General features: G+C 68.1%; 15 protein-coding genes and 1 pseudogene. 2 read left to right on the forward strand and 14 right to left on the reverse strand.

The genetic code is table 11. The features are described from left to right. The 3 genes from rplC to panD form a co-directional block, all read right to left on the reverse strand. Complete coding sequence (gene rplC, locus LIX60_RS12600; protein WP_227958513.1) at positions 1 to 645, reverse strand: 50S ribosomal protein L3; 645 nt, start codon at positions 643 to 645, stop codon at positions 1 to 3. 13 nt (positions 646 to 658) lie between these two features. After that, positions 659 to 967 (reverse strand): 30S ribosomal protein S10, encoded by a 309-nt coding sequence (rpsJ, locus tag LIX60_RS12605; RefSeq protein ID WP_004571821.1) that lies wholly within the window; start codon positions 965 to 967, stop codon positions 659 to 661. A gap of 522 nt (positions 968 to 1,489) precedes the next feature. After that, positions 1,490 to 1,921, reverse strand: a complete 432-nt coding sequence (panD, locus tag LIX60_RS12610) for an aspartate 1-decarboxylase (protein WP_227958514.1) — start codon at positions 1,919 to 1,921, stop codon at positions 1,490 to 1,492. 433 nt (positions 1,922 to 2,354) lie between these two features. Here panD and LIX60_RS12615 point away from each other — a divergent pair, with 433 nt between their 5' ends. Continuing rightward, positions 2,355 to 2,561, forward strand: a complete 207-nt coding sequence (locus LIX60_RS12615; protein WP_227958515.1) for a hypothetical protein — start codon at positions 2,355 to 2,357, stop codon at positions 2,559 to 2,561. 1,911 nt (positions 2,562 to 4,472) lie between these two features. Further along, positions 4,473 to 6,173: pseudogene (locus LIX60_RS12620) on the forward strand (SpoIIE family protein phosphatase); the annotation flags it as partial. A gap of 32 nt (positions 6,174 to 6,205) precedes the next feature. Here the strand turns inward: LIX60_RS12620 and LIX60_RS12625 are convergent. From LIX60_RS12625 to rplA, 11 genes are all read right to left on the reverse strand, one after another. Beyond that, entirely contained in the window at positions 6,206 to 7,798 is a 1,593-nt protein-coding gene (locus LIX60_RS12625) for a DUF1254 domain-containing protein (protein WP_227958516.1), read from the reverse strand. Positions 7,799 to 8,038: 240 nt separating this feature from the next. Continuing rightward, on the reverse strand, positions 8,039 to 9,232 hold the full coding sequence (tuf, locus tag LIX60_RS12630) for an elongation factor Tu (protein ID WP_019707818.1): 1,194 nt from the start codon (positions 9,230 to 9,232) through the stop codon (positions 8,039 to 8,041). A 213-nt stretch (positions 9,233 to 9,445) separates the two neighbouring features. Beyond that, entirely contained in the window at positions 9,446 to 11,584 is a 2,139-nt protein-coding gene (gene fusA / locus LIX60_RS12635; protein WP_227958517.1) for an elongation factor G, read from the reverse strand. Between the two features lie 38 nt (positions 11,585 to 11,622). Beyond that, complete coding sequence (rpsG, locus tag LIX60_RS12640; RefSeq protein ID WP_019707816.1) at positions 11,623 to 12,093, reverse strand: 30S ribosomal protein S7; 471 nt, start codon at positions 12,091 to 12,093, stop codon at positions 11,623 to 11,625. A 2-nt stretch (positions 12,094 to 12,095) separates the two neighbouring features. After that, positions 12,096 to 12,467, reverse strand: coding sequence for a 30S ribosomal protein S12 (gene rpsL, locus LIX60_RS12645; RefSeq protein WP_003948652.1), 372 nt, complete (start codon positions 12,465 to 12,467; stop codon positions 12,096 to 12,098). A gap of 428 nt (positions 12,468 to 12,895) precedes the next feature. After that, positions 12,896 to 13,366: a DUF1707 and DUF4190 domain-containing protein gene (locus LIX60_RS12650; RefSeq protein WP_227962743.1), complete on the reverse strand. Its 471-nt coding sequence runs from the start codon at positions 13,364 to 13,366 to the stop codon at positions 12,896 to 12,898. 243 nt (positions 13,367 to 13,609) lie between these two features. Beyond that, positions 13,610 to 17,515, reverse strand: coding sequence for a DNA-directed RNA polymerase subunit beta' (locus LIX60_RS12655; protein ID WP_019707814.1), 3,906 nt, complete (start codon positions 17,513 to 17,515; stop codon positions 13,610 to 13,612). A gap of 140 nt (positions 17,516 to 17,655) precedes the next feature. Then, complete coding sequence (gene rpoB, locus LIX60_RS12660) at positions 17,656 to 21,138, reverse strand: DNA-directed RNA polymerase subunit beta (RefSeq protein ID WP_019707813.1); 3,483 nt, start codon at positions 21,136 to 21,138, stop codon at positions 17,656 to 17,658. Positions 21,139 to 21,751: 613 nt separating this feature from the next. Further along, positions 21,752 to 22,141 (reverse strand): 50S ribosomal protein L7/L12, encoded by a 390-nt coding sequence (gene rplL / locus LIX60_RS12665; protein ID WP_019707812.1) that lies wholly within the window; start codon positions 22,139 to 22,141, stop codon positions 21,752 to 21,754. Positions 22,142 to 22,240: 99 nt separating this feature from the next. After that, complete coding sequence (gene rplJ / locus LIX60_RS12670; RefSeq protein ID WP_019707811.1) at positions 22,241 to 22,801, reverse strand: 50S ribosomal protein L10; 561 nt, start codon at positions 22,799 to 22,801, stop codon at positions 22,241 to 22,243. A 443-nt stretch (positions 22,802 to 23,244) separates the two neighbouring features. Then, positions 23,245 to 23,961, reverse strand: a complete 717-nt coding sequence (rplA, locus tag LIX60_RS12675) for a 50S ribosomal protein L1 (protein WP_030542552.1) — start codon at positions 23,959 to 23,961, stop codon at positions 23,245 to 23,247. Positions 23,962 to 24,011: the final 50 nt, after the last annotated feature.

A 24,011-nucleotide genomic window follows, 5' to 3' on the forward strand; every position in this document is an offset into this window, starting at 1 on the left:
TCAGGCCCCCTTGGCCGCGGTACGGACCAGGACGAGGCCGCCGTTCGGACCAGGAACCGCTCCCTTGATCAGGAGCAGGCCCTTCTCCGCGTCAACGGCATGGACGGTCAGGTTCTGGGTGGTGACCCGCTCGTTGCCCATGCGGCCGGCCATGCGCAGGCCCTTGAACACGCGGCCCGGCGTGGCGCAGCCGCCGATGGAGCCCGGCGAGCGGTGCTTGCGCTGGGTGCCGTGGCCGGCGCCGAGGCCGGCGAAGCCGTGGCGCTTCATGACACCGGCGGTGCCCTTGCCCTTGCTGGTGCCGGTCACGTCGACCTTGACACCGGACTCGAACACCTCGGCGGTGACCTCCTGGCCGAGCGCGTACTCACCGGCGTCGGTGGTACGCAGCTCCACCAGGTGGCGGCGCGGGGTGACGTCGGCCTTGGCGAAGTGGCCCTTGAGGGGCTTGTTCACCTTGCGCGGGTCGATCTCGCCGAAGGCGATCTGGACGGCGTCGTAGCCGTCGGAGTCAGCGGTACGGACCTGGGTCACGACGCACGGACCGGCCTTGACGACGGTGACCGGGACGACACGGTTGTTCTCGTCCCACACCTGCGTCATGCCGAGCTTCTCGCCCAGGACGCCCTTGATCTGCTTAGCCATCTCGCGCGTCACCTCAGAGCTTGATCTCGATGTCGACGCCCGCCGGCAGGTCGAGACGCATGAGCGAGTCGACGGTCTTCGGCGTGGGGTCGAGGATGTCGATGAGGCGCTTGTGCGTGCGCATCTCGAAGTGCTCGCGCGAGTCCTTGTACTTGTGCGGCGACTTGATGACGCAGTACACGTTCTTCTCTGTGGGCAGCGGCACCGGGCCCGCGACCGACGCACCAGTGCGCGTCACCGTCTCGACGATCTTCTTCGCCGAAGTGTCGATGACCTCGTGGTCGTAGGCCTTGAGCCGGATGCGGATCTTCTGTCCCGCCATGGCTACTTCGTAGTCCTGTCTCTCGTAACGCTCTGGGACCCGGCGGGTGAGCGTCTTTTCTCCGACCCACGCGGTCGGGCGTGTCGCACTCCCGCCAGTGCGGATTTCCCGAAGGATTTCCCTGCTGAGGGGGTGCGGCCCGAGGACCGCGAGCCGGGGGAAGACACCCACCGGGCGCCTGGCCGGTACCCCGCTGACGCTTCCCGGAAGATTCCCGTACTTCCGCCCCTGATGAGAGGCGACGAGTACTGCGGGACTCGCTTCCAGTCCTCCCGGCGGGAGGCGCGCAACATCGGCACTCAACCGAGCAACCTGGACAGTGTGCCACACGGGGCGTCCCCGTCGCCAATTGGGAACCGGGGATCGTACCCCGGCGAACGGGCCCGGAATCCTCCCCCGCGTCCGGCTTCCGCGATCTCCGCCGAGGAGTGGGGCGGCGTCCGGCCCGGCCCGTCCGTGCGCGGCCGGGCCGGGCCCGGGAAGCCGTCCCGGCTCACATCGCTCCGGCCGGCCTCCGCCCCGTCAGCCGACCGGGACCGCCGGGACCGCCTGAGGACTGCGCCGCTGGTCGGTGCCCGGGACGGGTGCGGAGGCGTCGCTGCCGAGCTGGACGATCCGGTTGTCCGCGTCGACGTGCACCACACGCGGCTTGAGCGCGCGCGCCTCGGCGTCCTCGACCTGGGCGTAGCTGATCAGGATGACCAGATCGCCGGGGTGCACCAGATGGGCGGCGGCGCCGTTGATGCCGATGACCCCGGACCCCCGCTCGCCCTCGATGACGTAGGTCTCCAGCCGGGCACCGTTGGTGATGTCGACGATGTGCACCAGCTCGCCGGGGAGCAGATCGGCCGCGTCCAGCAGATCGGCGTCGACGGTGACGGAGCCGACATAGTGCAGGTCGGCCTGGGTCACGGTGGCACGGTGGATCTTGGATTTGAACATGGTACGAAGCACGAAGAAACTCCCGATTCGTCTGCTCCCTGCCTGCTTCGGCAGGTCAAGGGCGTTCACCGGAGGCTACATCGTTCCGCATGTCCAGTCAGCTGTCGGCAGGTGTTCGAGGACTCACACTGACTCGTGGCCGGCTTTCCCGACAAGCGGCCAGTGCGATGACGGCGAGCTCATCCAGCTCACCGCGCACCTTCCGAAACTGCCGGCGACTCCAAGATGGCGGATCCTCCATGGGCGTGCCGGGGCCGGCAGGCCGTCCTTCACGCACAGCAGGCAGTGGGGTGCGGCGGTTCGGCGAGGCAGCGGGCGTCTCGGTGCCGTGCTGAACCGAACAGAGTGCGCTTCACACCACGGAACCGATCGACTCCGTGGTGTGACATTGCTCAAATTCAAGTGTACGTTACAAAGCGTGACATTGCGGACGCGGAGGCAGCTCATGGCGGAGTCGCGAGACGACGAGCAGCTCAGTCTGCGCCTGACGGCCGTGGCAGCGTTGGGGTTCGTGCTGATCGTTCCGCCGTTCTTGGCGCGGTTCGATCATATGGGCCTGGTCTTGGGCGTCCCCGTTCTCGCGGCTTACCTATTTCTCGTCTGGGCGATCGTGATCGGCCTGGTCGCCGTGATCGGCTCCAGATCGAGGTAGGCCGTGCTCCAGACCTGGTTCATCGTCGCTGTTTCGGCCGGATATCTGGGCCTGCTCTTCGCTGTGGCCTTCTACGGTGACCGGCGGGCGGATTCCGGTCGGAGCATCATCAACAACCCCACGATCTACGCGCTGTCCTTCGGCGTGTACGCCACCTCGTGGACGTACTACGGAAGCGTGGGCTGGGCCGCCAGGGACGGAGTCGGCTTCCTGCCGATCTACCTGGGGCCGACGCTCATGCTCGCGCTGGGCTGGCTGGTGCTGCGCAGAATCATCCGGATAAGCCACCGGCACCGGGTCACCTCGCTGGCCGACTTCGTCTCCGCCCGCTACGGCAAGAGCACCGCACTGGGCTGTCTGGTGACGATCATCGCTGTGGTGGGGGTTGTTCCCTACATCTCGCTGCAGCTCAAGGCGGTCTCCCTCACCTTTACGGTCATTCGGCGGCACCCCGTGGTCACGTCCGCGCCGGGCGATATTCCGCTGTTTCAGGACACCGGGCTGTATGCAGCGCTGGTGCTCGCCGCGTTCACCATCGTCTTCGGCACCCGTCATCTGGACGCCACCGAACGCCACGAGGGCATGGTCGCCGCCATCGCGTTCGAGTCCGTGGTCAAGCTCGTGGCGTTCCTCTCGGCCGGGATTTTCGTGGTCTTCTGGATGTTCGGGGGGATCCACGACCTGTTCTCCCGGGCCGCGGACGCCGGCCTCACCACGCTGTTCACGCTGCGCGAGCAAGCCGGCTACGGCATGTGGGTCTGGCTCACGGTGCTGTCCATGCTGGCGATCGTGCTGCTGCCCCGGCAGTGGCAGATCAGCGTTGTCGAGAACGTCGACGAGAAGCACCTCGGGCGGGCGATGTGGCTGTTCCCGCTGTACCTGCTCGCGATCAGCATCTTCGTGCTTCCGATCGCAGCCGGCGGGCTTCTGCGGTTCGGACAGGCCGTCGACGCCGACACCTATGTGCTGACCCTGCCGATGGCCGGAGGCCAGGAGGCACTCGCCCTGCTCGTCTTCATCGGCGGCCTCAGCGCGGCCACCAGCATGGTCATCGTCGAGACGACCGCGCTCAGCACCATGGTGTCGAACTCACTCGTGATGCCGCTGCTGCTGCGCAGCAAATCCCGGCTGGCGCACCGGGACAACCTCGCCGGGCTGGTGCTGGGCATCCGCCGGGCGACCATCGTGCTGGTCCTGCTGCTCGGGTACGCGTACTTTCGGGTTGCAGGCGAGCAGACGGCATTGGTGTCGATCGGCCTGGTGTCGTTCGCGGCTGTGGCACAGTTCGCGCCCGCCATCCTGGGCGGCCTGTTCTGGAAGGGTGGTACCCGCCGGGGCGTGCTGGTCGGCCTGGTGGCGGGGTTCGCCGTGTGGGCGTACACCCTGGTGCTGCCGACCTTCGCCGATGCCGGTTTGCTGTCTGCTTCCTTCTTGCGGGAGGGCCCGCTCGGCATTGGAATGCTCCGGCCACAGCAGCTGCTCGGCCTGGCGGGGATGGACCCGATCAGCCATGCGATGTTCTGGAGTGCGCTGCTGAACTTCGGCGGGTATGTCGCAGTCTCCCTCGCGGACCGACCGGACGCTGCCGAGCGGGCGCAGGCGGTGCAGTTCGTCGACATTTTCGAAGAGCCCGTCAGGGAGCGGCGCTGGCAGGTCCGTGCCACCGTCGGCGAACTGCAGACCCTGCTGGAGCGCTTCCTCGGGCGGGAGGGCGCCCAGCGGGCGTTGCGCTCCTACCGCGGCACGAAACCCGACTCACCGGCGGCCGAAGCGCCGCCGGGGCTGGTCCATCACGCGGAAGCCCAGCTCGTTGGTTCGGTAGGCGCCGCGTCCGCGCGGCTTGCGGTCGCCGCGGTGGCCGGAGAGGAGGAGGTCGGCACCGATGAAGTGATGGAGATGATCGGCGAGGCGTCGCAGAGGGTCGAGCTGGTCCGGTGGCGGCTGAAGTTGCTCTACGACGCGACCGGCGGCATCGGCACCACCCTCGATGTGACCCGTACAGCCGAAGAGCTGACGCAGGTCGCGGTTCCGCGCTTCGCCGACTACGTCGCCGTCGACCTGGCCGAGTCCGTGCTGGGCGATGAGGAACTGGGGATGAACGGCATAGTCACCGGCAGCAAGCGGATGCAGCGCGTGGCCGTCACCGGTATCCGCGACGACGCTCCCTTCTTCGCCGTCGGTGACCTGATCACTTTCGGGCCGTCCTCGCCACAGGCCCGCAGCGTCGAGAGCGGGCAGGCGGTCCTGGTGCCTCGTCTGCGTGATGCCACGCGATGGCAGGAGATGGACCCCGCGCGGGGCTCCCGCATCATCGGCTACGGGATCCATTCGCTCATCACGGCGCCGCTGTCCGCCCGCGGCGTGCTGCTGGGCGTCGTCCACTTCTGGCGCTCCGAGAAGCCCGAGCCCTTCGATCAGGACGATCTGTCCCTCGCGGCCGAACTGGCCACCCGAGCCGCCGTGTCCCTCGACAACGCACGCCGCTACACCCGCGAGCACGGCTTGGCCGTGGCGCTGCAGCGGAGACTGCTGCCCCGCGCGCTGCCCGAACAGAACGCCGTCGAGGTCGCTTCCCGCTACCTCCCCGCGCAGGCAGTCGGCGGCGACTGGTTCGACGTCATCCCCCTGCCGGGCGCCAGGGTGGCGCTGGTCATGGGCGACATCGTCGGGCACGGACTGCATGCCGCGGCCACCATGGGGCAGCTGCGCACCGCCGTGCACAACTTCTCCACCCCCCTGGACCTGCCGCCCGACGAACTCCTCAGCCGCCTCGACGAGTTGGTCGCCCTTATCGACCAGGACGCGATCGCGGCCGGCGACAAGACCACCGTCACCGGCGCCACCTGCCTGTACGCGGTCTACGACTCCGTGTCCGGCAACTGTGCCATCGCCAGCGCCGGCCACCTTGCGCCCGCGCTCGTCCACCCCGACGGGACGGTGGAGTTCGTGGACGTGCCGTCCTGCCTTCCCCTCGGCATCGGCGGACTGCCCTTCGAAGGCGCCGAGTTGCGTCTGCCCGAGGGCAGCAGGCTCGTCCTGTTCACCGACGGCCTCGTCGAGCGCCGCGACCTGGACGTCGACACCGGTCTCCAGTTGCTCCGCGAGACGCTGGCGCACGCGGACCGTTCGCCCGAGGCGACCTGCGACGCCGTGCTCGACGCCCTGCTCCCGGAGGTCCAGAGCGACGACATCGCGCTGCTCGTCGCCCGTACGCGGGTGGTGGGGCCCGGGCAGGTCGCCGAGTGGGACGTGGAGGGCGAGCCTGCCGCCGTTCGCCGCGTACGCGCTGCCGTCTCCGCCCGGCTCATGGAGTGGGAGCTGGAGGACCTCGTTTACACCACGGAGCTGATCTGCAGCGAACTGATCACCAACGCCATGCGCCACGCCACGGGACCCATCAAGGTGCGGTTGATCCGCGACCGTGCGCTCACCTTCGAGGTCTCCGACCACAGCAGCACCTCGCCGCATCTGCGCTACGCGGCCAGCACGGACGAGGGCGGACGGGGCCTCTTCCTCGTGGCCCAGTTCGCCGAGCGCTGGGGCACGCGCTACACCAAGGACGGCAAGGTCATCTGGGCGGAGCAGGCGACACCGGGGACGCTCGGCGGCTGACCGGCGCCGCCCGCGGACCCCGGGCAGGGAGGTCAGCCCACCGCCTCGACCTCGCCCGGCCGCCAGGTCCTGTCGAAGAACGGCTGCAGCGGGCTGTAGAGCCGCAGGACCACGAACCATCCCCGGGCCGGCGTGGTCCGGATCCAGTTGCCCTCCGGCACCCCGTCGGGACGGCCGGGCCCGAAACGCACCGTGGTCGTGCCGTCGGCGGCGGCGACCGCTGCCGGGGTGGGGTAGTCCTGGCTGCCGGCCCGGGGGAACCGCTGCGGAGTGTCGATCATCGACCGTGTCTGGTTGTCGTAGACGGTGACCGACCAGAACCGGGCGGCGGGAATGCCCGGCGGAAGCACCAGGCGGTAGTGCCTGCCGCCGTCGAGGGGCCGGCCCTCCCGGTCCGCGAACGAGAACAGGTACTGCGAGCCGACTCCGGTCAGCCGCGTGGCGAACGTCGGGCTGATACCCACGGCCAGGTACCACCACCAGGACCGCAGGTTCAGCTTCCGGGCGCCGCTGCTCGGGCGGGGCTCGGCGCCTCGGCCGGTGATGTCCGCGGGCGGTGTCATGAAGTCGTGGCCGGACGCGAGCAGACCGTTGACCCACTGGGAGGACGTGCCGTAGAAGTGCGCTCCCTCATCGGGGCGCGGACGGCAGGCGAGGGTGCGGGCCGTGGCGTTCCCCACCACGGCCGCCTCGGTGAGAAGCCTCCGCATCCGCGCGTCCGGCCGGAAGGGCTCACCCTTGGTGATCCCGACCGCGGCCAGCGGACCGGCGATCTCGGGATCGAACGACTCGGCCGGCTGGTCCTGCACCAGCTCGTTCGCGAGGTCGAAGTACGTCTCGTCCGCGGGCGGGACCGTATTCAGGGGCAGCCCGGAGGCTTCGACGAAGCGCGGCGGGCCGGGCCTGCGCAAGGCGGCGGTCCACGTCTCCGCGGTCCACGGCAGCGGCGGGGCCGTGCCCCCGGTCACGATCTCCCCGACGCTCGTTCCGTACAGCCCCGGCAGGTAGCGGTGAATGCGCAGCCGCTCCTTGATGCGCGCGACCGCCGGCTTCGGATCGTCGCCCTCCAGGAACGCCCGCCCGCCCAGGATGAGCCGTGTGGTGCGGACCCGGTGCGTGAAGAACCCGCCTTCGGGAAGCGGGCCCCCATAGCCGGGCGGTACGAAGAGGTAGGCGCCGCCGGTGCCGCGATCCGGTCCGGGCATGCCGGGGTCGGCGACCCAGCGGAACCACATGTCGTTGACGAAGCTGAGGGTGAGGGGCGGCATCTCCACCACCACGGGCCCCTCGGTCAGGTCGAGGAAGGTGAGGAAGTAGACGGTGTCCGCGTTGCCGGTCAGCACGAGCGCCCCGGGGTCCATGAACTCCGAGAAGAGCAGGACGTCGTGGTCCCTGGCCCCCGTCTCGAGGAAGCCCTTGCGGGCCGCCCATACACTGACGCCGGAGTAGGCGTCGAGGAACGCACGGACGCCGTCCAGACGGTCCAGGTGTTCGTAGAGGCGGTCGGCGGTCTCGTCGGTGGGCACGCCCAACGGAAATTCCAGAGTGCCCAGGTGCGTCTCCACCCGCTCGGGAGTCGAGATCGACTCCATGACCTGAGGCGAGAGCTGTACGGGTCGCTGCAAGGAACGCTCCGTTCTCGGGGAAGGCGTCCTGTCGACCATGAGCCGTACCTACCGCAGAGCACCACCGCACCTGGGCCATTGGAGTGCACCGCGGCCGCGGTGCGGGGTTCCGCTCGCCCATACCGGCTGTTCGCCGGCCGCACACGGCCCGCCGGGCAGCGCGAAGGGCCCGTACGACCGGAGTCGTACGGGCCCTCGCGTGCCGGCCGGGGCCGGCGGTTGCCTAGACGGCGACCGGGGTCACTTGACGATCTTGGTGACCTGGCCGGCGCCGACGGTCCGGCCACCCTCGCGGATGGCGAACTTGAGGCCCTCCTCCATGGCGACCGGCTGGATCAGCTGGACGGACATGGAGGTGTTGTCGCCCGGCATGACCATCTCGGTGCCCTCGGGGAGGGTCACGACGCCGGTCACGTCCGTGGTACGGAAGTAGAACTGCGGGCGGTAGTTGTTGAAGAAGGGGGTGTGACGACCACCCTCGTCCTTCGACAGGATGTACGCCGTCGCCTCGAACTCCGTGTGCGGGGTGACCGAGCCCGGCTTGATGATGACCTGGCCGCGCTCGACGTCCTCGCGCTTGATGCCACGGAGGAGCAGACCGACGTTCTCACCGGCCTGGCCCTCGTCGAGCAGCTTGCGGAACATCTCGATGCCGGTGACCGTGGTGCTGGTCTTCTCGGTCTTGATGCCGATGATGTCGACGTTCTCGTTGACCTTGAGGACACCACGCTCGATGCGGCCGGTGACGACCGTACCGCGACCGGTGATGGTGAAGACGTCCTCGATCGGCATCAGGAACGGCTTCTCGACGTCGCGCTCCGGCTCCGGGATCGACTCGTCGACGGCCTGCATGAGCTTGAGGACGGACTCGCCCCACTCCTTGTCGCCCTCGAGCGCCTTGAGCGCCGAGACACGCACGACCGGGAGGTCGTCGCCCGGGAACTCGTACTCCGAGAGAAGCTCACGGACCTCGAGCTCGACGAGCTCCATGATCTCCTCGTCGTCCACCATGTCGGCCTTGTTCAGGGCGACGACGATGTACGGCACGCCGACCTGGCGGGCCAGGAGCACGTGCTCCTTGGTCTGCGGCATCGGGCCGTCGGTGGCGGCGACCACGAGGATGGCGCCGTCCATCTGCGCCGCACCGGTGATCATGTTCTTGATGTAGTCCGCGTGACCCGGGCAGTCAACGTGGGCGTAGTGACGCGACTCGGTCTGGTACTCGACGTGCGCGATGGAGATGGTGATACCGCGCTGGCGCTCTTCCGGCGCCTTGTCGATCTGGTCAAAGGCCGAGGCCTCGTTCAGGTCCGGGTACGCGTCGTGCAGCACCTTGGTAATCGCCGCGGTGAGCGTCGTCTTACCGTGGTCGATGTGACCGATGGTGCCGATGTTGACGTGCGGCTTAGTCCGCTCGAACTTCGCCTTCGCCACTGGGGTCCTCCTGTGGACTGGTGCTGTACTCCATCCACACTTTGCGGATGGGTTCAGGTGGTCTTTCCGAACCGACCAGGACCCCGAGGGGATGCCCTTGGCCGTATTCGCTTGGGGGCAGACTGCCGGGTCCCCCGCCGCGGACCGTGACGGCCCGCGGCGGAGATTCCCGCAGCCTTGTGTGCTCCAGCCTAATAGCTGAGCAGCCTAGTGCTACTCGCCCTTGGCCTTCGCGATGATCTCCTCGGAGACGTTCCGCGGAACCTCGCCGTAGGAGTCGAACTGCATGGAGTAGCTCGCACGACCGGAGGTCTTGCTGCGGAGGTCGCCGACGTAGCCGAACATCTCCGACAGCGGGACCAGGGCCTTGACGACACGGGCTCCGCTGCGCTCCTCCATCGCCTGCACCTGGCCGCGACGGGAGTTCAGGTCGCCGATCACATCACCCATGTAGTCCTCGGGTGTGGTGACCTCCACGGCCATCAGCGGCTCCAGCAGCACGGGGGACGCCTTGCGGGCGGCCTCCTTGAACGCCTGGGAACCGGCGATCTTGAACGCGAGTTCCGAGGAGTCCACGTCGTGGAAGGCGCCGTCGAGCAGGGTGACGCGGACGCCCACCATCTCGTAGCCGGCCAGGATGCCGAACTGCATGGCCTCCTGACAGCCCGCGTCCACCGAGGGGATGTACTCCTTGGGGATGCGGCCACCGGTCACCTTGTTGACGAACTCGTAGGCCGAGCCGTCCGTGGCCTCCAGGGGCTCGATCGAGATCTGCACCTTGGCGAACTGACCGGTACCACCGGTCTGCTTCTTGTGGGTGTAGTCGACCTTCTCGACCGTCTTGCGAATGGTCTCGCGGTAGGCGACCTGCGGCTTGCCGACGTTGGCCTCGACCTTGAACTCGCGCTTCATGCGGTCGACCAGCACCTCGAGGTGCAGCTCGCCCATGCCGCCGATGATGGTCTGGCCGGTCTCCTCGTCCGAGTGGACCTGGAACGACGGGTCCTCGTCCGAGAGCCGCTGGATGGCGACACCCAGCTTCTCCTGGTCGCCCTTGGACTTGGGCTCGATCGCGACCTCGATGACCGGCGCCGGGAAGTCCATGGACTCCAGGATCACCGGGTTCTTCTCGTCGCAGAGCGTCTCACCCGTGGTGGTCTGCTTCAGGCCCATGACGGCGACGATGTCGCCGGCGCCCACGCCCGAGATCTCCTCACGCTTGTTCGCGTGCATGCGGTAGATCTTGCCGATGCGCTCCTTCTTGCCCTTCACGGAGTTGAGCACCGCGGTGCCCGTCTCCATGCGGCCGGAGTACACCCGGACGTAGGTGAGCTTGCCCAGGTGGGGGTCGCTCATGATCTTGAAGGCGAGACCCGCGAAGGGCTCGTCCTCGCTGGGCCTGCGCTTGATGATCGTCTCGGTGTCCTTGACGTCGGTGCCCTCGATGGCCTCGACGTCCAGGGGAGACGGCAGGTAGCGCACGACCGCGTCGAGCAGGGGCTGAACGCCCTTGTTCTTGAACGCGGTTCCGCAGAACACCGGGGTGAAGGTCGGCTGGCCCTCGTTCTCGGTGTGGGTGGACGCGATGGTGGCACGGCGGATGGCGGCGATGAGCTGCTCCTGGGTGGGCTCCTGGCCCTCCAGGTACATCTCCATCATCTCCTCGTCGTGCTCCGCGACGGTCTCCAGCAGCTTGCCGCGCCATTCCTCGGCGGCTTCCGCGTGGGTGTCGGGGATGTCGACGACGTCGTACATCTCGCCCTTGGTGGCCTCGGGGGACCAGACGAGAGCCTTCATCGCGACGAGGTCGACGACGCCCTTGAAGTCCGCCTCGGCACCGATCGGCAGCTGCATGACCAGCGGAACCGCACCCAGGCGGTCCACGATCATGTCGACGCAGCGGTGGAACTCGGCGCCGGTCCGGTCGAGCTTGTTGACGAAGCAGATGCGCGGCACGCCGTAACGGTCCGCCTGCCGCCACACCGTCTCGGACTGCGGCTCCACACCGGCGACACCGTCGAACACGGTGACGGCGCCGTCGAGGACGCGGAGCGAACGCTCCACCTCGACGGTGAAGTCGACGTGACCCGGGGTGTCGATGATGTTGATGGTGTGGTCGACGTCGTTCAGGGGCCAGTGGCAGGTCGTCGCGGCGGACGTGATGGTGATGCCGCGCTCCTGCTCCTGCTCCATCCAGTCCATCGTGGCAGCGCCCTCGTGGACCTCACCGATCTTGTAGCTCACACCGGTGTAGAACAGGATCCGCTCGGTGGTGGTCGTCTTGCCCGCGTCGATGTGGGCCATGATCCCGATGTTGCGGACCCTGGCCAGGTCAAGTGAAGTGGTGGCCATATGGCTCAGTCTTCTCTCGGTCTCGATGTGGGTAGCGACTACCAGCGGTAGTGCGCGAAGGCCTTGTTGGACTCGGCCATCTTGTGGGTGTCCTCGCGGCGCTTCACGGAGGCGCCCAGACCATTGCTGGCGTCCAGGAGCTCGTTCATGAGCCGCTCGGTCATGGTCTTCTCCCGGCGGGCGCGGGAGTAGCCGACGAGCCAGCGCAGTGCGAGGGTGGAGGCGCGGCCGGGCTTGACCTCGACCGGCACCTGGTAGGTGGCGCCACCGACGCGGCGGGACTTGACCTCAAGCGTCGGCTTGATGTTCTCCAGAGCGCGCTTCAGCGTGATGACCGGGTCGTTGCCGGTCTTCTCGCGGAGGCCCTCCATGGCGCCGTAGACGATGCGCTCGGCGGTGGAGCGCTTGCCGTTCAGCAGCACCTTGTTGATCAGCGACGTCACCAGAGGAGAACCGTAGACCGGGTCGATGATGACCGGGCGCTTCGGGGCGGGGCCCTTACGAGGCATGCTTACTTCTCCTTCTTGGCGCCGTAGCGGCTGCGGGCCTGCTTGCGGTTCTTGACACCCTGGGTGTCGAGAGAGCCGCGGATGATCTTGTAGCGAACACCCGGCAGGTCCTTCACACGGCCACCACGCACGAGCACGATGGAGTGCTCCTGCAGGTTGTGTCCCTCACCCGGGATGTAAGCGGTGACCTCGATGCCGCTGGTGAGACGCACACGTGCGACCTTACGCAGGGCCGAGTTCGGCTTCTTGGGGGTGGTGGTGAACACACGCGTGCAGACGCCGCGCCGCTGAGGGGACCCCTCGAGCGCGGGCGTCTTGTTCTTCTCGACCTTGTCCTGCCGGCCCTTGCGGACCAGCTGCTGGATCGTAGGCACCGTTTCTCCGGTTTCTGTGTGCCGTCTCGTTAAAGCTAACCTGGGGTTTTGTACGGATTCCCGACCACTTCCCCGACCCACGCGGTCGGGTGTGTCGAAGCTGCGGACTTCCTGCGGGGCAGTCAGGACACAGAATTCGGTGTCGTGGACCGTAACGGTCTCCGGCCCCCGGACGTGAGGCACTCTCCCTGCCGGTGGCGGGGCGAAATGCGCGCACGGGGGCCCAGGGACACCCCAGGCACAAGGTCAGAGCGTACCTACCGCATGGGCTCCGGTCAAAACAAGTCCCCGCGGGCAGCCGAGCGACGGACCAGCGAGTTGATCCGCCCCGCCGCCTTCCCGCCCCGGGCGGCCCGCGCCCGGCCCCGCCGGGCCCCGCCGGGCCCGGTGAAAGCCCGTGAGAGGGCTCCGGCGCCCGGAGACCACGCTCAGGCCGCGGCTCCCACCACCAGCAGGATGAACAGCAGGCCGAACGCTATGGACAGCCAGCCGATGACGATCCCCGCCGTGGCGAAGCCCTCACCGCCCTCCCCCGTCCTGCGGATCTCGGCACGCGCCTTGTGGCCCAGGATCACGGCCGGGATGGCCGTCAGGCCCCAGGTCATCGGGGAGAGGATCCCGCAGACCAGGGCACCGGTGGCACTGCCGTTCGTCCGGGACGGGATGGGCGGCGGGGGGAGGAACGTCTGCGGGACCACCGCGTGCACCGGCGCCGGGAAGCTCTGGGGCACCGGCCCCTGCGGCAGATCCGCGACGATCGCCTGCAACTGGCCGTGCGTCTGCGCCTGGTAGGCCCGGCCGATCCGCTGCTCGTACTCCCCCTGGGAGAGCCGCCCCTCGGCGAAGCCGGCCTTGAGCACGTCCACCGCGCGTTCCCGGTCCGCGTCGGAGGCGCGCATCACCGACATCTGCGGAAGGTGCACGGGCTGAGCCGGCTGCATGTGCTGTGGGGGCTTGCCCCCCTGCCACGGTTCGAATGTCACCGCAGAACCTCCCCGTCTCGCCGCGTCTCCCCCTCATCATCCCCGACGCAGGGCAAGGCCGGGGAGTTCCGGTGGGGCGGTTCTCGCCACAGCCCCCGGCAACGCCGCAGGGCGGCCACTCCGCGGGGAGTGGCCGCCCTGGAAGACGCAGACCGGGGCCTACTGGTTGTACGGACCGTAGTCGTAGTCCTCCAGCGGGACCGCCTGGCCGGAGCCGGTGCCGAAGGGCGAGTAGTCGATGTCGTCGTAACCGACGGCCGAGTACATCGCGGCCTTCGCCTCCTCGGTGGGCTCCACCCGGATGTTGCGGTAGCGGGACAGGCCCGTACCGGCCGGGATGAGCTTACCGATGATGACGTTCTCCTTGAGACCGATCAGGGAGTCCGACTTGGCGTTGATCGCCGCGTCGGTGAGGACCCTGGTCGTCTCCTGGAAGGACGCCGCGGACAGCCAGGACTCCGTGGCGAGCGAGGCCTTGGTGATACCCATCAGCTGCGGACGGCCGGAGGCCGGGTGGCCGCCTTCCTGCACCACACGACGGTTCTCGCCCTCGAAGCGCGTGCGCTCCACGAGCTCGCCCGGCAGCAGCTCCGCGTCGCCGGACTCGATGATCGTCACCCGGCGCAGCATCTGCCGGATGATGATCTCGATGTGCTTGTCGTGGATCGACACACCCTGCGAGTTGTAGACCTTCTGCACCTCGCCGACCAGGTGGACCTGGACGGCGCGCTGCCCGAGGATGCGCAGCACGTCGTGCGGGTTGGTGGCACCCACGGTCAGCGGCTGGCCGACCTCGACGTGGTCGCCCTCGCCCACCAGCAGACGGGCCCGCTTGGAGATGGCATAGGCCGTCTCGTCGGAGCCGTCGTCGGGGGTGACGACGATCTTCTTGGTCTTCTCGGTCTCCTCGATGCGGACCCGGCCGGCCGCCTCGCTGATCGGGGCCACACCCTTGGGGGTACGGGCCTCGAAGAGCTCGACGACACGGGGCAGACCCTGCGTGATGTCGTCACCGGCCACACCACCGGTGTGGAAGGTACGCATCGTCAGCTGGGTGCCGGGCTCACCGATCGACTGGGCCGCGATGATGCCGACGGCCTCGCCGATGTCCACCAGCTTGCCAGTGGCCAGCGAGCGGCCGTAGCAGTAGGCGCAGGTGCCGACCGCCGACTCGCAGGTGAGGACGGAGCGGGTCTTGACCGTCTCCACACCGTGCGCGACGAGCTGGTCGATGAGCACATCGCCCAGGTCGACGTTGGCCGGCGCGATGACCTTGCCGTCCACGACGACGTCCTCGGCGAGCATCCGCGCGTACACGCTGGACTCGACGTCGTCCGCCTTGCGCAGCGTGCCGTCGGTGGCCTTGACCGCGATCCGCAGCTTCAGGCCGCGCTCGGTGCCGCAGTCCTCCTCGCGGATGATGACGTCCTGCGAGACGTCCACCAGACGCCGGGTGAGGTACCCGGAGTCGGCGGTACGGAGGGCGGTGTCCGCGAGGCCCTTACGGGCACCGTGCGTGGAGATGAAGTACTCCAGCACGGAGAGACCCTCGCGGAACGACGCCTTGATCGGCCGCGGGATGGTCTCGTTCTTCGCGTTGGACACCAGACCGCGCATACCGGCGATCTGACGCATCTGCATCATGTTTCCGCGAGCACCCGAGTCGACCATCATGAAGATGGGGTTGGTCTTCGGGAAGTTCACGTTCATGGCCTCGGCGACCTCGTTCGTCGCCTTGGTCCAGATCGCGATGAGCTCCTGGGTGCGCTCGTCCTTGGTGATCAGACCGCGCTCGTACTGCTTCTGGACCTTCTCGTCCTGCGCCTCGTACCCCTTGATGATCTCCTTCTTGGCCTCGGGGACCACGATGTCGGAGATCGAGACGGTGACACCGGAGCGGGTGGCCCAGTGGTAGCCGGCCGCCTTCAGGTTGTCGAGGGTCGCCGCGACCGTCACCTTGGGGTAGCGCTCCGCGAGGTCGTTGACGATCTCGGAGACCTGCTTCTTGCCCACGACGTGGTCGACGAACGGGTAGTCCTCGGGCAGCAGCTCGTTGAAGAGCGCCCGGCCCAGGGTGGTGCGGAGCCGGAAGCCGTCGCCGATCTGCCAGTCCTCGCCGCCCTCGGTGGCCTGGTCGGCCGGCGGGGTCCAGCCGCGCGGCGGGACCGTGCCGGCCGGGAAGCGGATGTCGATCTTCGACTGGAGCGACAGCTCCCCGGCGTCGAAGGCCATGATCGCCTCGGCGGTGGACGCGAAGGAGCGTCCCTCGCCCTTGATCTCGCGCTCCTCCGGCTCGGTGGTGAGGAAGAACAGACCCAGCACCATGTCCTGGGTCGGCATCGTCACCGGACGGCCGTCGGCGGGCTTGAGGATGTTGTTCGAGGAGAGCATCAGGATGCGCGCCTCGGCCTGCGCCTCCGCGGAGAGCGGCAGGTGGACGGCCATCTGGTCACCGTCGAAGTCCGCGTTGAACGCGGTGCAGACGAGCGGGTGGATCTGGATGGCCTTGCCCTCGACGAGCTGCGGCTCGAACGCCTGGATGCCGAGGCGGTGCAGCGTCGGCGCACGGTTCAGCAGCACCGGGTGCTCGGCGATGACCTCTTCGAGCACGTCGTACACGACCGTGCGGCCGCGCTCGACCATGCGCTTCGCCGACTTGATGTTCTGCGCGTGGTTGAGGTCCACCAGGCGCTTCATCACGAACGGCTTGAAGAGCTCCAGCGCCATGGCCTTCGGCAGACCGCACTGGTGCAGCTTGAGCTGCGGGCCGACGACGATCACGGAACGGGCCGAGTAGTCGACGCGCTTGCCGAGCAGGTTCTGGCGGAACCGGCCCTGCTTGCCCTTGAGCATGTCGGAGAGCGACTTCAGCGGACGGTTGCCGGGGCCCGTGACCGGGCGGCCGCGGCGGCCGTTGTCGAAGAGCGCGTCGACGGCCTCCTGCAGCATCCGCTTCTCGTTGTTCACGATGATCTCGGGCGCGCCGAGGTCGAGAAGCCGCTTGAGGCGGTTGTTCCGGTTGATCACGCGGCGGTACAGGTCGTTCAGGTCGGAGGTCGCGAAGCGGCCACCGTCCAGCTGCACCATCGGACGCAGGTCCGGCGGGATCACCGGCACACAGTCCAGCACCATGCCCTTGGGGCTGTTGCGGGTCTGCAGGAAGGCGGAGACGACCTTGAGGCGCTTGAGCGCGCGGGTCTTCTTCTGGCCCTTGCCGGTCCGGATGATCTCGCGGAGGCGCTCGGCCTCCTCGTCGAGGTCGAAGGTCTCCAGGCGCTTCTGCAGCGCCGCGGCACCCATCGAGCCGTCGAAGTAGGTGCCGAAGCGGTCGCGCAGCTCGCGGTAGAGCAGCTCGTCGCCCTCCAGGTCCTGGACCTTGAGGTTCTTGAAGCGGTTCCACACCTCGTCGAGACGGTCGATCTCGCGCTGGGCGCGGTCGCGCAGCTGCTTCATCTCGCGCTCGGCGCCCTCGCGCACCTTGCGGCGGACGTCCGCCTTGGCGCCCTCGGCCTCCAGCTCGGCCAGGTCGGTCTCGAGCTTCTTGGCACGGGCCTCGAGGTCCGCGTCACGGCGCTGCTCGACCTGCTGGCGCTCGACGGAGACATGGGCCTCCAGCGAGGGCAGATCGCGGGTGCGGCGCTCCTCGTCCACGTACGTGATCATGTACGCGGCGAAGTAGATGACCTTCTCCAAGTCCTTCGGGGCGAGGTCGAGCAGGTAGCCCAGCCGCGACGGAACGCCCTTGAAGTACCAGATGTGGGTGACGGGAGCGGCCAGCTCGATGTGGCCCATCCGCTCACGGCGCACCTTGGCGCGAGTGACCTCGACGCCGCAGCGCTCGCAGATGATGCCCTTGAAGCGGACGCGCTTGTACTTTCCGCAGTAGCACTCCCAGTCCCGGGTCGGACCGAAGATCTTCTCGCAGAAGAGTCCGTCCTTTTCGGGCTTGAGGGTGCGGTAGTTGATGGTCTCCGGCTTCTTGACCTCGCCGTGCGACCACTGACGGATGTCGTCAGCGGTGGCCAGGCCGATCCGCAGCTCGTCGAAGAAGTTGACGTCGAGCACTTTGTCGTCAATCCCTCTTTCGGGGTTTGTCGCCGCTGCCGAGGGGGGCGCCTGCCGGCTGCGGCTGTGTCTTCATCGTGGTCTGGACGGTCCGGGCCGGCCGGGCCCGCCGCCTGGGGCAGCGGGTCCCGGCCCGGCCGTCAGACCTCTTCGACGCTGCTCGGCTCGCGCCGGGACAGGTCGATTCCGAGCTCCTCCGCGGCGCGGAAGACGTCCTCGTCGGTGTCACGCATCTCGATGGACATGCCGTCCGAGGACAGCACCTCCACGTTGAGGCAGAGCGACTGCATTTCCTTGATGAGCACCTTGAAGGACTCGGGAATGCCGGGCTCGGGGATGTTCTCGCCCTTGACGATGGCCTCGTAGACCTTCACGCGGCCGGTGACGTCGTCGGACTTGATGGTCAGCAGCTCCTGGAGGGCGTAAGCGGCGCCGTACGCCTCCAGCGCCCACACCTCCATCTCACCGAAGCGCTGGCCACCGAACTGGGCCTTACCACCCAGCGGCTGCTGGGTGATCATCGAGTACGGACCGGTCGACCGGGCGTGCAGCTTGTCGTCGACCAGGTGGTGGAGCTTGAGGATGTACATGTACCCGATCGAGATCGGGTCCGGGAACGGCTCGCCGGAGCGGCCGTCGAACAGCCGCGCCTTGCCGGAGCCCTGCACCATGCGGTCGCCGTCGCGGTTGGGGATCGTGGCCTCGAAGAGACCGGCGATCTCGTCCTCGCGGGCGCCGTCGAACACCGGGGTGGCGACGTTGGTGCGCGGTGCGACCTCGTCGGCGCCGATCGCCTTGAGGCGCTGCATCCACTCCTCGTCGCCCTCCACCTTCCAGCCCTGGCTGGCGAGCCAGCCGAGGTGGATCTCCAGCACCTGTCCCGGGTTCATCCGGGACGGGACGCCGAGCGGGTTGAGGATGATGTCGACCGGGGTGCCGTCCTCCAGGAACGGCATGTCCTCGACCGGCAGGATCTTGGAGATGACGCCCTTGTTGCCGTGGCGGCCGGCGAGCTTGTCACCGTCGGTGATCTTGCGCTTCTGGGCGACGTAGACGCGGACGAGCTGGTTGACGCCGGGCGGCAGCTCGTCGCCCTCCTCGCGGTCGAAGACGCGGACGCCGATGACCTTGCCGGTCTCGCCGTGCGGCACCTTCAGCGAGGTGTCACGGACCTCGCGCGCCTTCTCGCCGAAGATCGCGCGGAGCAGCCGCTCCTCCGGGGTCAGCTCGGTCTCGCCCTTGGGCGTGACCTTGCCGACCAGGATGTCGCCCGCGACGACCTCGGCACCGATACGGATGATGCCGCGCTCGTCGAGGTCGGCGAGGACCTCCTCGGAGACGTTCGGGATGTCCCGGGTGATCTCCTCGGGGCCGAGCTTGGTGTCACGGGCGTCGACCTCGTGCTCCTCGATGTGGATCGAGGAGAGGACGTCGTCCTGCACCAGGCGCTGGCTGAGGATGATCGCGTCCTCGTAGTTGTAGCCCTCCCACGGCATGAACGCCACGAGGAGGTTCTTGCCGAGGGCCATCTCGCCCTCTTCGGTGGAGGGGCCGTCGGCGAGGACCTGGCCCTCGACCACGCGGGCGCCCTCGTCCACGACGACCTTCTGGTTGAAGGAGGTGCCCTGGTTGGAGCGGGAGAACTTCGCCACCCGGTAGGTGGTGTAGGTGCCGTCGTCGTTGGCGACGGTGATGTAGTCCGCGGAGACCTCCTGGACCACACCGTCCTTCTCGGCCTTGATGACGTCACCGGCGTCGACCGCGCAGCGGTACTCCATACCGGTGCCGACCAGCGGGGCCTCCGCCTTCAGCAGCGGCACGGCCTGGCGCATCATGTTGGAGCCCATGAGCGCGCGGTTGGCGTCGTCGTGCTCCAGGAACGGGATCATGGCGGTCGCGACCGACACCATCTGGCGCGGCGAGACGTCCATGTAGTCGACCTCGGTCCCGGGGACGTAGTCGACCTCACCGCCGCGGCGGCGGACCAGGACCCGGCCCTCGGCGAAGTGGAAGTCGTCCGTCAGCGGGGCGTTGGCCTGCGCGATGACAAAGCGGTCCTCCTCGTCGGCCGTGAGGTAGTCCACGCTGTCGGTGACGATGCCCTCGGTGACCCGGCGGTACGGGGTCTCGACGAAGCCGAACGCGTTGACCCGGCCGTACGAGGCGAGCGAGCCGATCAGACCGATGTTCGGGCCTTCGGGCGTCTCGATCGGGCACATGCGGCCGTAGTGCGAGGGGTGGACGTCACGGACCTCGAAGCCGGCCCGCTCACGGCTCAGACCGCCCGGGCCCAGCGCCGACAGACGGCGCTTGTGGGTCAGCCCCGAGATGGGGTTGGTCTGGTCCATGAACTGGGAGAGCTGGCTGGTGCCGAAGAACTCCTTGATGGAGGCGACGACCGGCCGGATGTTGATCAGGGTCTGCGGCGTGATCGCCTCGACGTCCTGGGTGGTCATCCGCTCGCGGACGACGCGCTCCATCCGGGCCAGGCCGGTACGCACCTGGTTCTGGATGAGCTCGCCGACGTTGCGCAGGCGGCGGTTGCCGAAGTGGTCGATGTCGTCGGTCTCGACGACGATCTCCTGGCCCTCGGCGCTGACCGTCTCGGTCTCGCCCGCGTGCAGCTTCACCAGGTACTTGATGGTGGCGATGATGTCGGCGGTGGTGAGCACGCCGGCGTCCAGCGGCTCGTCCCCGCCGAGCTTCTTGTTCACCTTGTAGCGGCCGACCTTGGCGAGGTCGTAGCGCTTCGGGTTGAAGTAGAGGTTCTCCAGCAGGGTCTGGGCCGCCTCGCGCGTGGGGGGCTCGCCCGGACGCAGCTTGCGGTAGATGTCGAGCAGCGCGTCGTCCTGCCCCTGGGTGTGGTCCTTCTCCAGGGTGGCGCGCATGGACTCGTACTCGCCGAACTCCTCCAGGATCTGCTCGGTGGTCCAGCCGAGCGCCTTGAGCAGGACGGTGACGGACTGCTTGCGCTTGCGGTCGATGCGGACACCGACCATGTCGCGCTTGTCGATCTCCATCTCCAGCCAGGCGCCCCGGGAGGGGATGATCTTGGCGGAGAAGATGTCCTTGTCGGAGGTCTTGTCGATCGAGCTGTCGAAGTAGACGCCCGGCGAGCGGACCAGCTGCGAGACGACGACACGCTCGGTGCCGTTGATGCAGAAGGTGCCCTTGTCGGTCATGAGCGGGAAGTCGCCCATGAAGACCGTCTGGGACTTGATCTCACCGGTCTCGTTGTTCGTGAACTCGGCGGTGACGAAGAGCGGCGCGGCGTACGTGAAGTCGCGCTCCTTGCACTCCTCGAGGGAGTTCTTCGGCGGCTCGAAGCGGTGGTCGCGGAAGGTCAGCGACATCGACCCGGAGAAGTCCTCGATCGGGGAGATCTCTTCGAAGATCTCCTCCAGACCGGACTTCGTGGGGACGTCCTGCCCACTCTCCAGGGCCGACTCGACCCGGGCCTTCCAAGCGGCGTTGCCGAGCAGCCAGTCGAAGCTCTCGGTTTGCAGCGCAAGGAGATTGGGAACCTCGAGAGGCTCCTTGATCTTTGCAAAGGAGATGCGCAGCGGGGCGGTGCTGGCGCCGTTGTTCGTATTGGCGGTCGAGGCGTTGCGCGAGGCGGCCAAGAGGGGGTCCTTCCGAGGGCTCGGACTCACTACGCGCGTACCGGCCCCGTTCCGTGCGCGGAGAAGACGTCCCAGGTCAGATCCCTGGTCCGGGGAGTCTTCAGCAGCTTTCGAGAACGGGTCATGCCCCTGGTGACGGGCAGAGGGCAGCTAACAGGCAGCGCAAAGGGTCAGTGTAGCCACAAGGCACACTGATGTCCAGAGCAGATTTCCGGAGACCGGCGCAGTACCACTCTCTCCCTCCGGGAAGTGACGGCCGCCCCCTCGGAAAAGGGGCCGCACTTCGTTGTTCCTCACGCTGTCCAACGCCTGCGGCAAGGTTTCCCACTTCGTACGCGATCCATGCATCGAACCCGGGATCGATGTCGCGGCGCGTGGAGAGAATCGCGCGCCGCGGTGCCGTACGTCAAGGCCCCCGCCCCGCGGAGATCGTTGCGGAGGCACCGCCGGAGCAGCGGTGATCACCATACCCGCAGGACCCGGCAGGGCAAGGACGCCCGCCACACCGGTCCCGGAGAACGCCCGAGGGCGGCCACCCGTGCGGGTGGCCGCCCTCGTGTACGGACCCGGAGCGGACGGCCTCTCACAAGGCGTCCGCTTCAGGCCGCAGGGGTCACTTGACCTCGACGGAGGCGCCGGCGCCCTTGAGGGACTCGGCGGCCTTGTCGGCCTGCTCCTTGCTGACCTTCTCGAGGACGGGCTTCGGGGCGCCGTCGACGAGGTCCTTGGCCTCCTTCAGACCCAGCGAGGTCAGCTCGCGCACGACCTTGATGACCTGGATCTTCTTGTCACCGGCGCCGGTGAGGACGACGTCGAACTCGTCCTTCTCCTCGGGGGCCTCGGCGGCACCACCGGCGGCGGCACCGCCGGCAGCGGCGACGGCGACCGGGGCGGCAGCCTCGACGTCGAACTTCTCCTCGAAGGCCTTCACGAACTCGGAGAGCTCGATGAGGGTCATCTCGCTGAACTGCTCGAGCAGGTCTTCCTGGGACAGCTTCGCCATGATGGCGTCCTTCCACTCATTCGGCAGGTGCCGGATCTACATTTCGGCGGGCGTGCGCCTGGCGGCGTTACTTCACGGGCCCGCTGCGACCGCGTCCTCTTACTCGGCGGACTCGGCCTCGGCGGGAGCCGGCGTACCGGCACCGCCCTGCTCGACCTTGCTGCGAAGGGCGTCCGCGGTGCGGACGAACTTCGAGAGCGGGGCCTGGAAGGTCGCCGCGGCCTTGGCCATGGACGCCTTCATGCCACCGGCCAGCTTGGCGAGCAGCACCTCGCGGGACTCGAGGTCCGCAAGCTTCTTGAATTCGTCGGCGGACAGCGCCTTACCGTCAAGGACACCGCCCTTGATGACGAGACTGGGGTTGTCCTTGGCGAAGTCACGGAGACCCTTCGCCGCCGCGACCGGGTCACCGGTCACGAAGGCCACGGCCGACGAACCCGCGAACAGGTCGTCGATCGTCGTGATCCCGGCTTCGTTAGCCGCGATCTTGGTCAGCGTGTTCTTCACCACACGGTACTGAGCGTTCTCACCGAGCGAACGGCGCAGCTCCTTGAGCTGAGCCACGGTGAGACCGGTGTACGCGGTCACAACGGCCGCGTTGGAGTTCTGGAACTTGTCCTTCATCTCCTCGACGGCATCGACCTTGTCGGGCCTCGCCATGAGCCTCGGCCTCCTTCCGGGTGATGATCCTCGACTGACCTCACGATCAGCCGCACACGTCGCCGGACCGCCCGCATCGGGCACGCGAAGAAGGGGGCTCAACAAAAACGAAACGCCCCGGTGCAGGTGCACGGGGCGTGACTCGACCACGGAAGCCCATCGGGCTCCGGGGGAGTCTCTCCTCATTCACCTGCACGGGCCGTCCGCGGAAGCGGATCCTTCGGCCACCGCACACTCGGAAGCGCACGGCAACGACCAGCGGTCTTTGGCTACGGGTGCAGCGTACGCGGACGGCACGCGTCCAGGCAAATCGGAACGTCACCGGCTCCCGGGCCGGCGCCGTACGGGCGGCCCGTGGCCCGCGGCGGCGGCACGGACCGGGCCCCGCACCTCCGGAGAGGTACGGGGCCCGGTCGCTCACAGCGCGTCGCTGCCGCCGTCGGTCAGACGGCGGCCTCCTCCTCCAGGAGGTTGCGGGTGCGGTTGGAGTCCAGCTGGATGCCGGGGCCCATCGTGGTGCTCAGAGTGGCCTTCTTGATGTAGCGGCCCTTGGCGGCGGACGGCTTGAGGCGGTTGATCTCCTCCAGCGCGGCGCCGTAGTTCTCCACGAGCTGCTTCTCGTCGAAGGAGAGCTTGCCGATGATGAAGTGGAGGTTCGCGTGCTTGTCGACACGGAACTCGATCTTGCCGCCCTTGATCTCGGTCACGGCCTTGGCCACGTCCGGGGTCACGGTGCCGGTCTTCGGGTTCGGCATCAGGCCACGGGGACCGAGCACGCGGCCCAGGCGGCCGACCTTGCCCATGAGGTCCGGGGTGGCGACGACGGCGTCGAAGTCCAGACGGCCCTTGGAGACCTCGTCGATCAGTTCGTCGGAGCCGACGATGTCGGCGCCCGCGGCCTCCGCGGCCGCTGCACGCTCACCGGTCGCGAAGACCAGGACCCGGGCGGTCTTGCCGGTGCCGTGCGGCAGGTTCACGGTGCCGCGCACCATCTGGTCGGCCTTGCGCGGGTCGACACCCAGGCGCATGGCGACCTCGACGGTCGCGTCGAACTTGGTGGGAGAGGTCTCCTTGGCCAGACGGACGGCCTCGAGCGGGGCGTAGAGCTTGCCCGCCTCGATCTTGGCGTCCGCAGCGCGGAGGGACTTGCTGCGCTTCACTGCTGCTCCTCGGGTTCTTGGGAGTCGTGGTGCGGGCCGCGCCGGCCCTT

Origin of the sequence: Streptomyces sp. S07_1.15, from assembly GCF_020739505.1 — a bacterium.
GTDB lineage: Bacteria > Actinomycetota > Actinomycetes > Streptomycetales > Streptomycetaceae > Streptomyces > Streptomyces xinghaiensis.

What these genes read in the sequence shown, in the direction of transcription:
- rplC (WP_227958513.1), bottom strand. Translation starts at nt 645, where the DNA reads ATGGCTAAGCAGATCAAGGGCGTCCTGGGCGAGAAGCTCGGCATGACG.
- rpsJ (WP_004571821.1), bottom strand. Translation starts at nt 967, where the DNA reads ATGGCGGGACAGAAGATCCGCATCCGGCTCAAGGCCTACGACCACGAG.
- LIX60_RS12615 (WP_227958515.1), top strand. Translation starts at nt 2,355, where the DNA reads ATGGCGGAGTCGCGAGACGACGAGCAGCTCAGTCTGCGCCTGACGGCC.
- fusA (WP_227958517.1), bottom strand. Translation starts at nt 11,584, where the DNA reads ATGGCCACCACTTCACTTGACCTGGCCAGGGTCCGCAACATCGGGATC.
- rpsG (WP_019707816.1), bottom strand. Translation starts at nt 12,093, where the DNA reads ATGCCTCGTAAGGGCCCCGCCCCGAAGCGCCCGGTCATCATCGACCCG.
- LIX60_RS12650 (WP_227962743.1), bottom strand. Translation starts at nt 13,366, where the DNA reads ATGCGCGCCTCCGACGCGGACCGGGAACGCGCGGTGGACGTGCTCAAG.
- rplL (WP_019707812.1), bottom strand. Translation starts at nt 22,141, where the DNA reads ATGGCGAAGCTGTCCCAGGAAGACCTGCTCGAGCAGTTCAGCGAGATG.
- rplJ (WP_019707811.1), bottom strand. Translation starts at nt 22,801, where the DNA reads ATGGCGAGGCCCGACAAGGTCGATGCCGTCGAGGAGATGAAGGACAAG.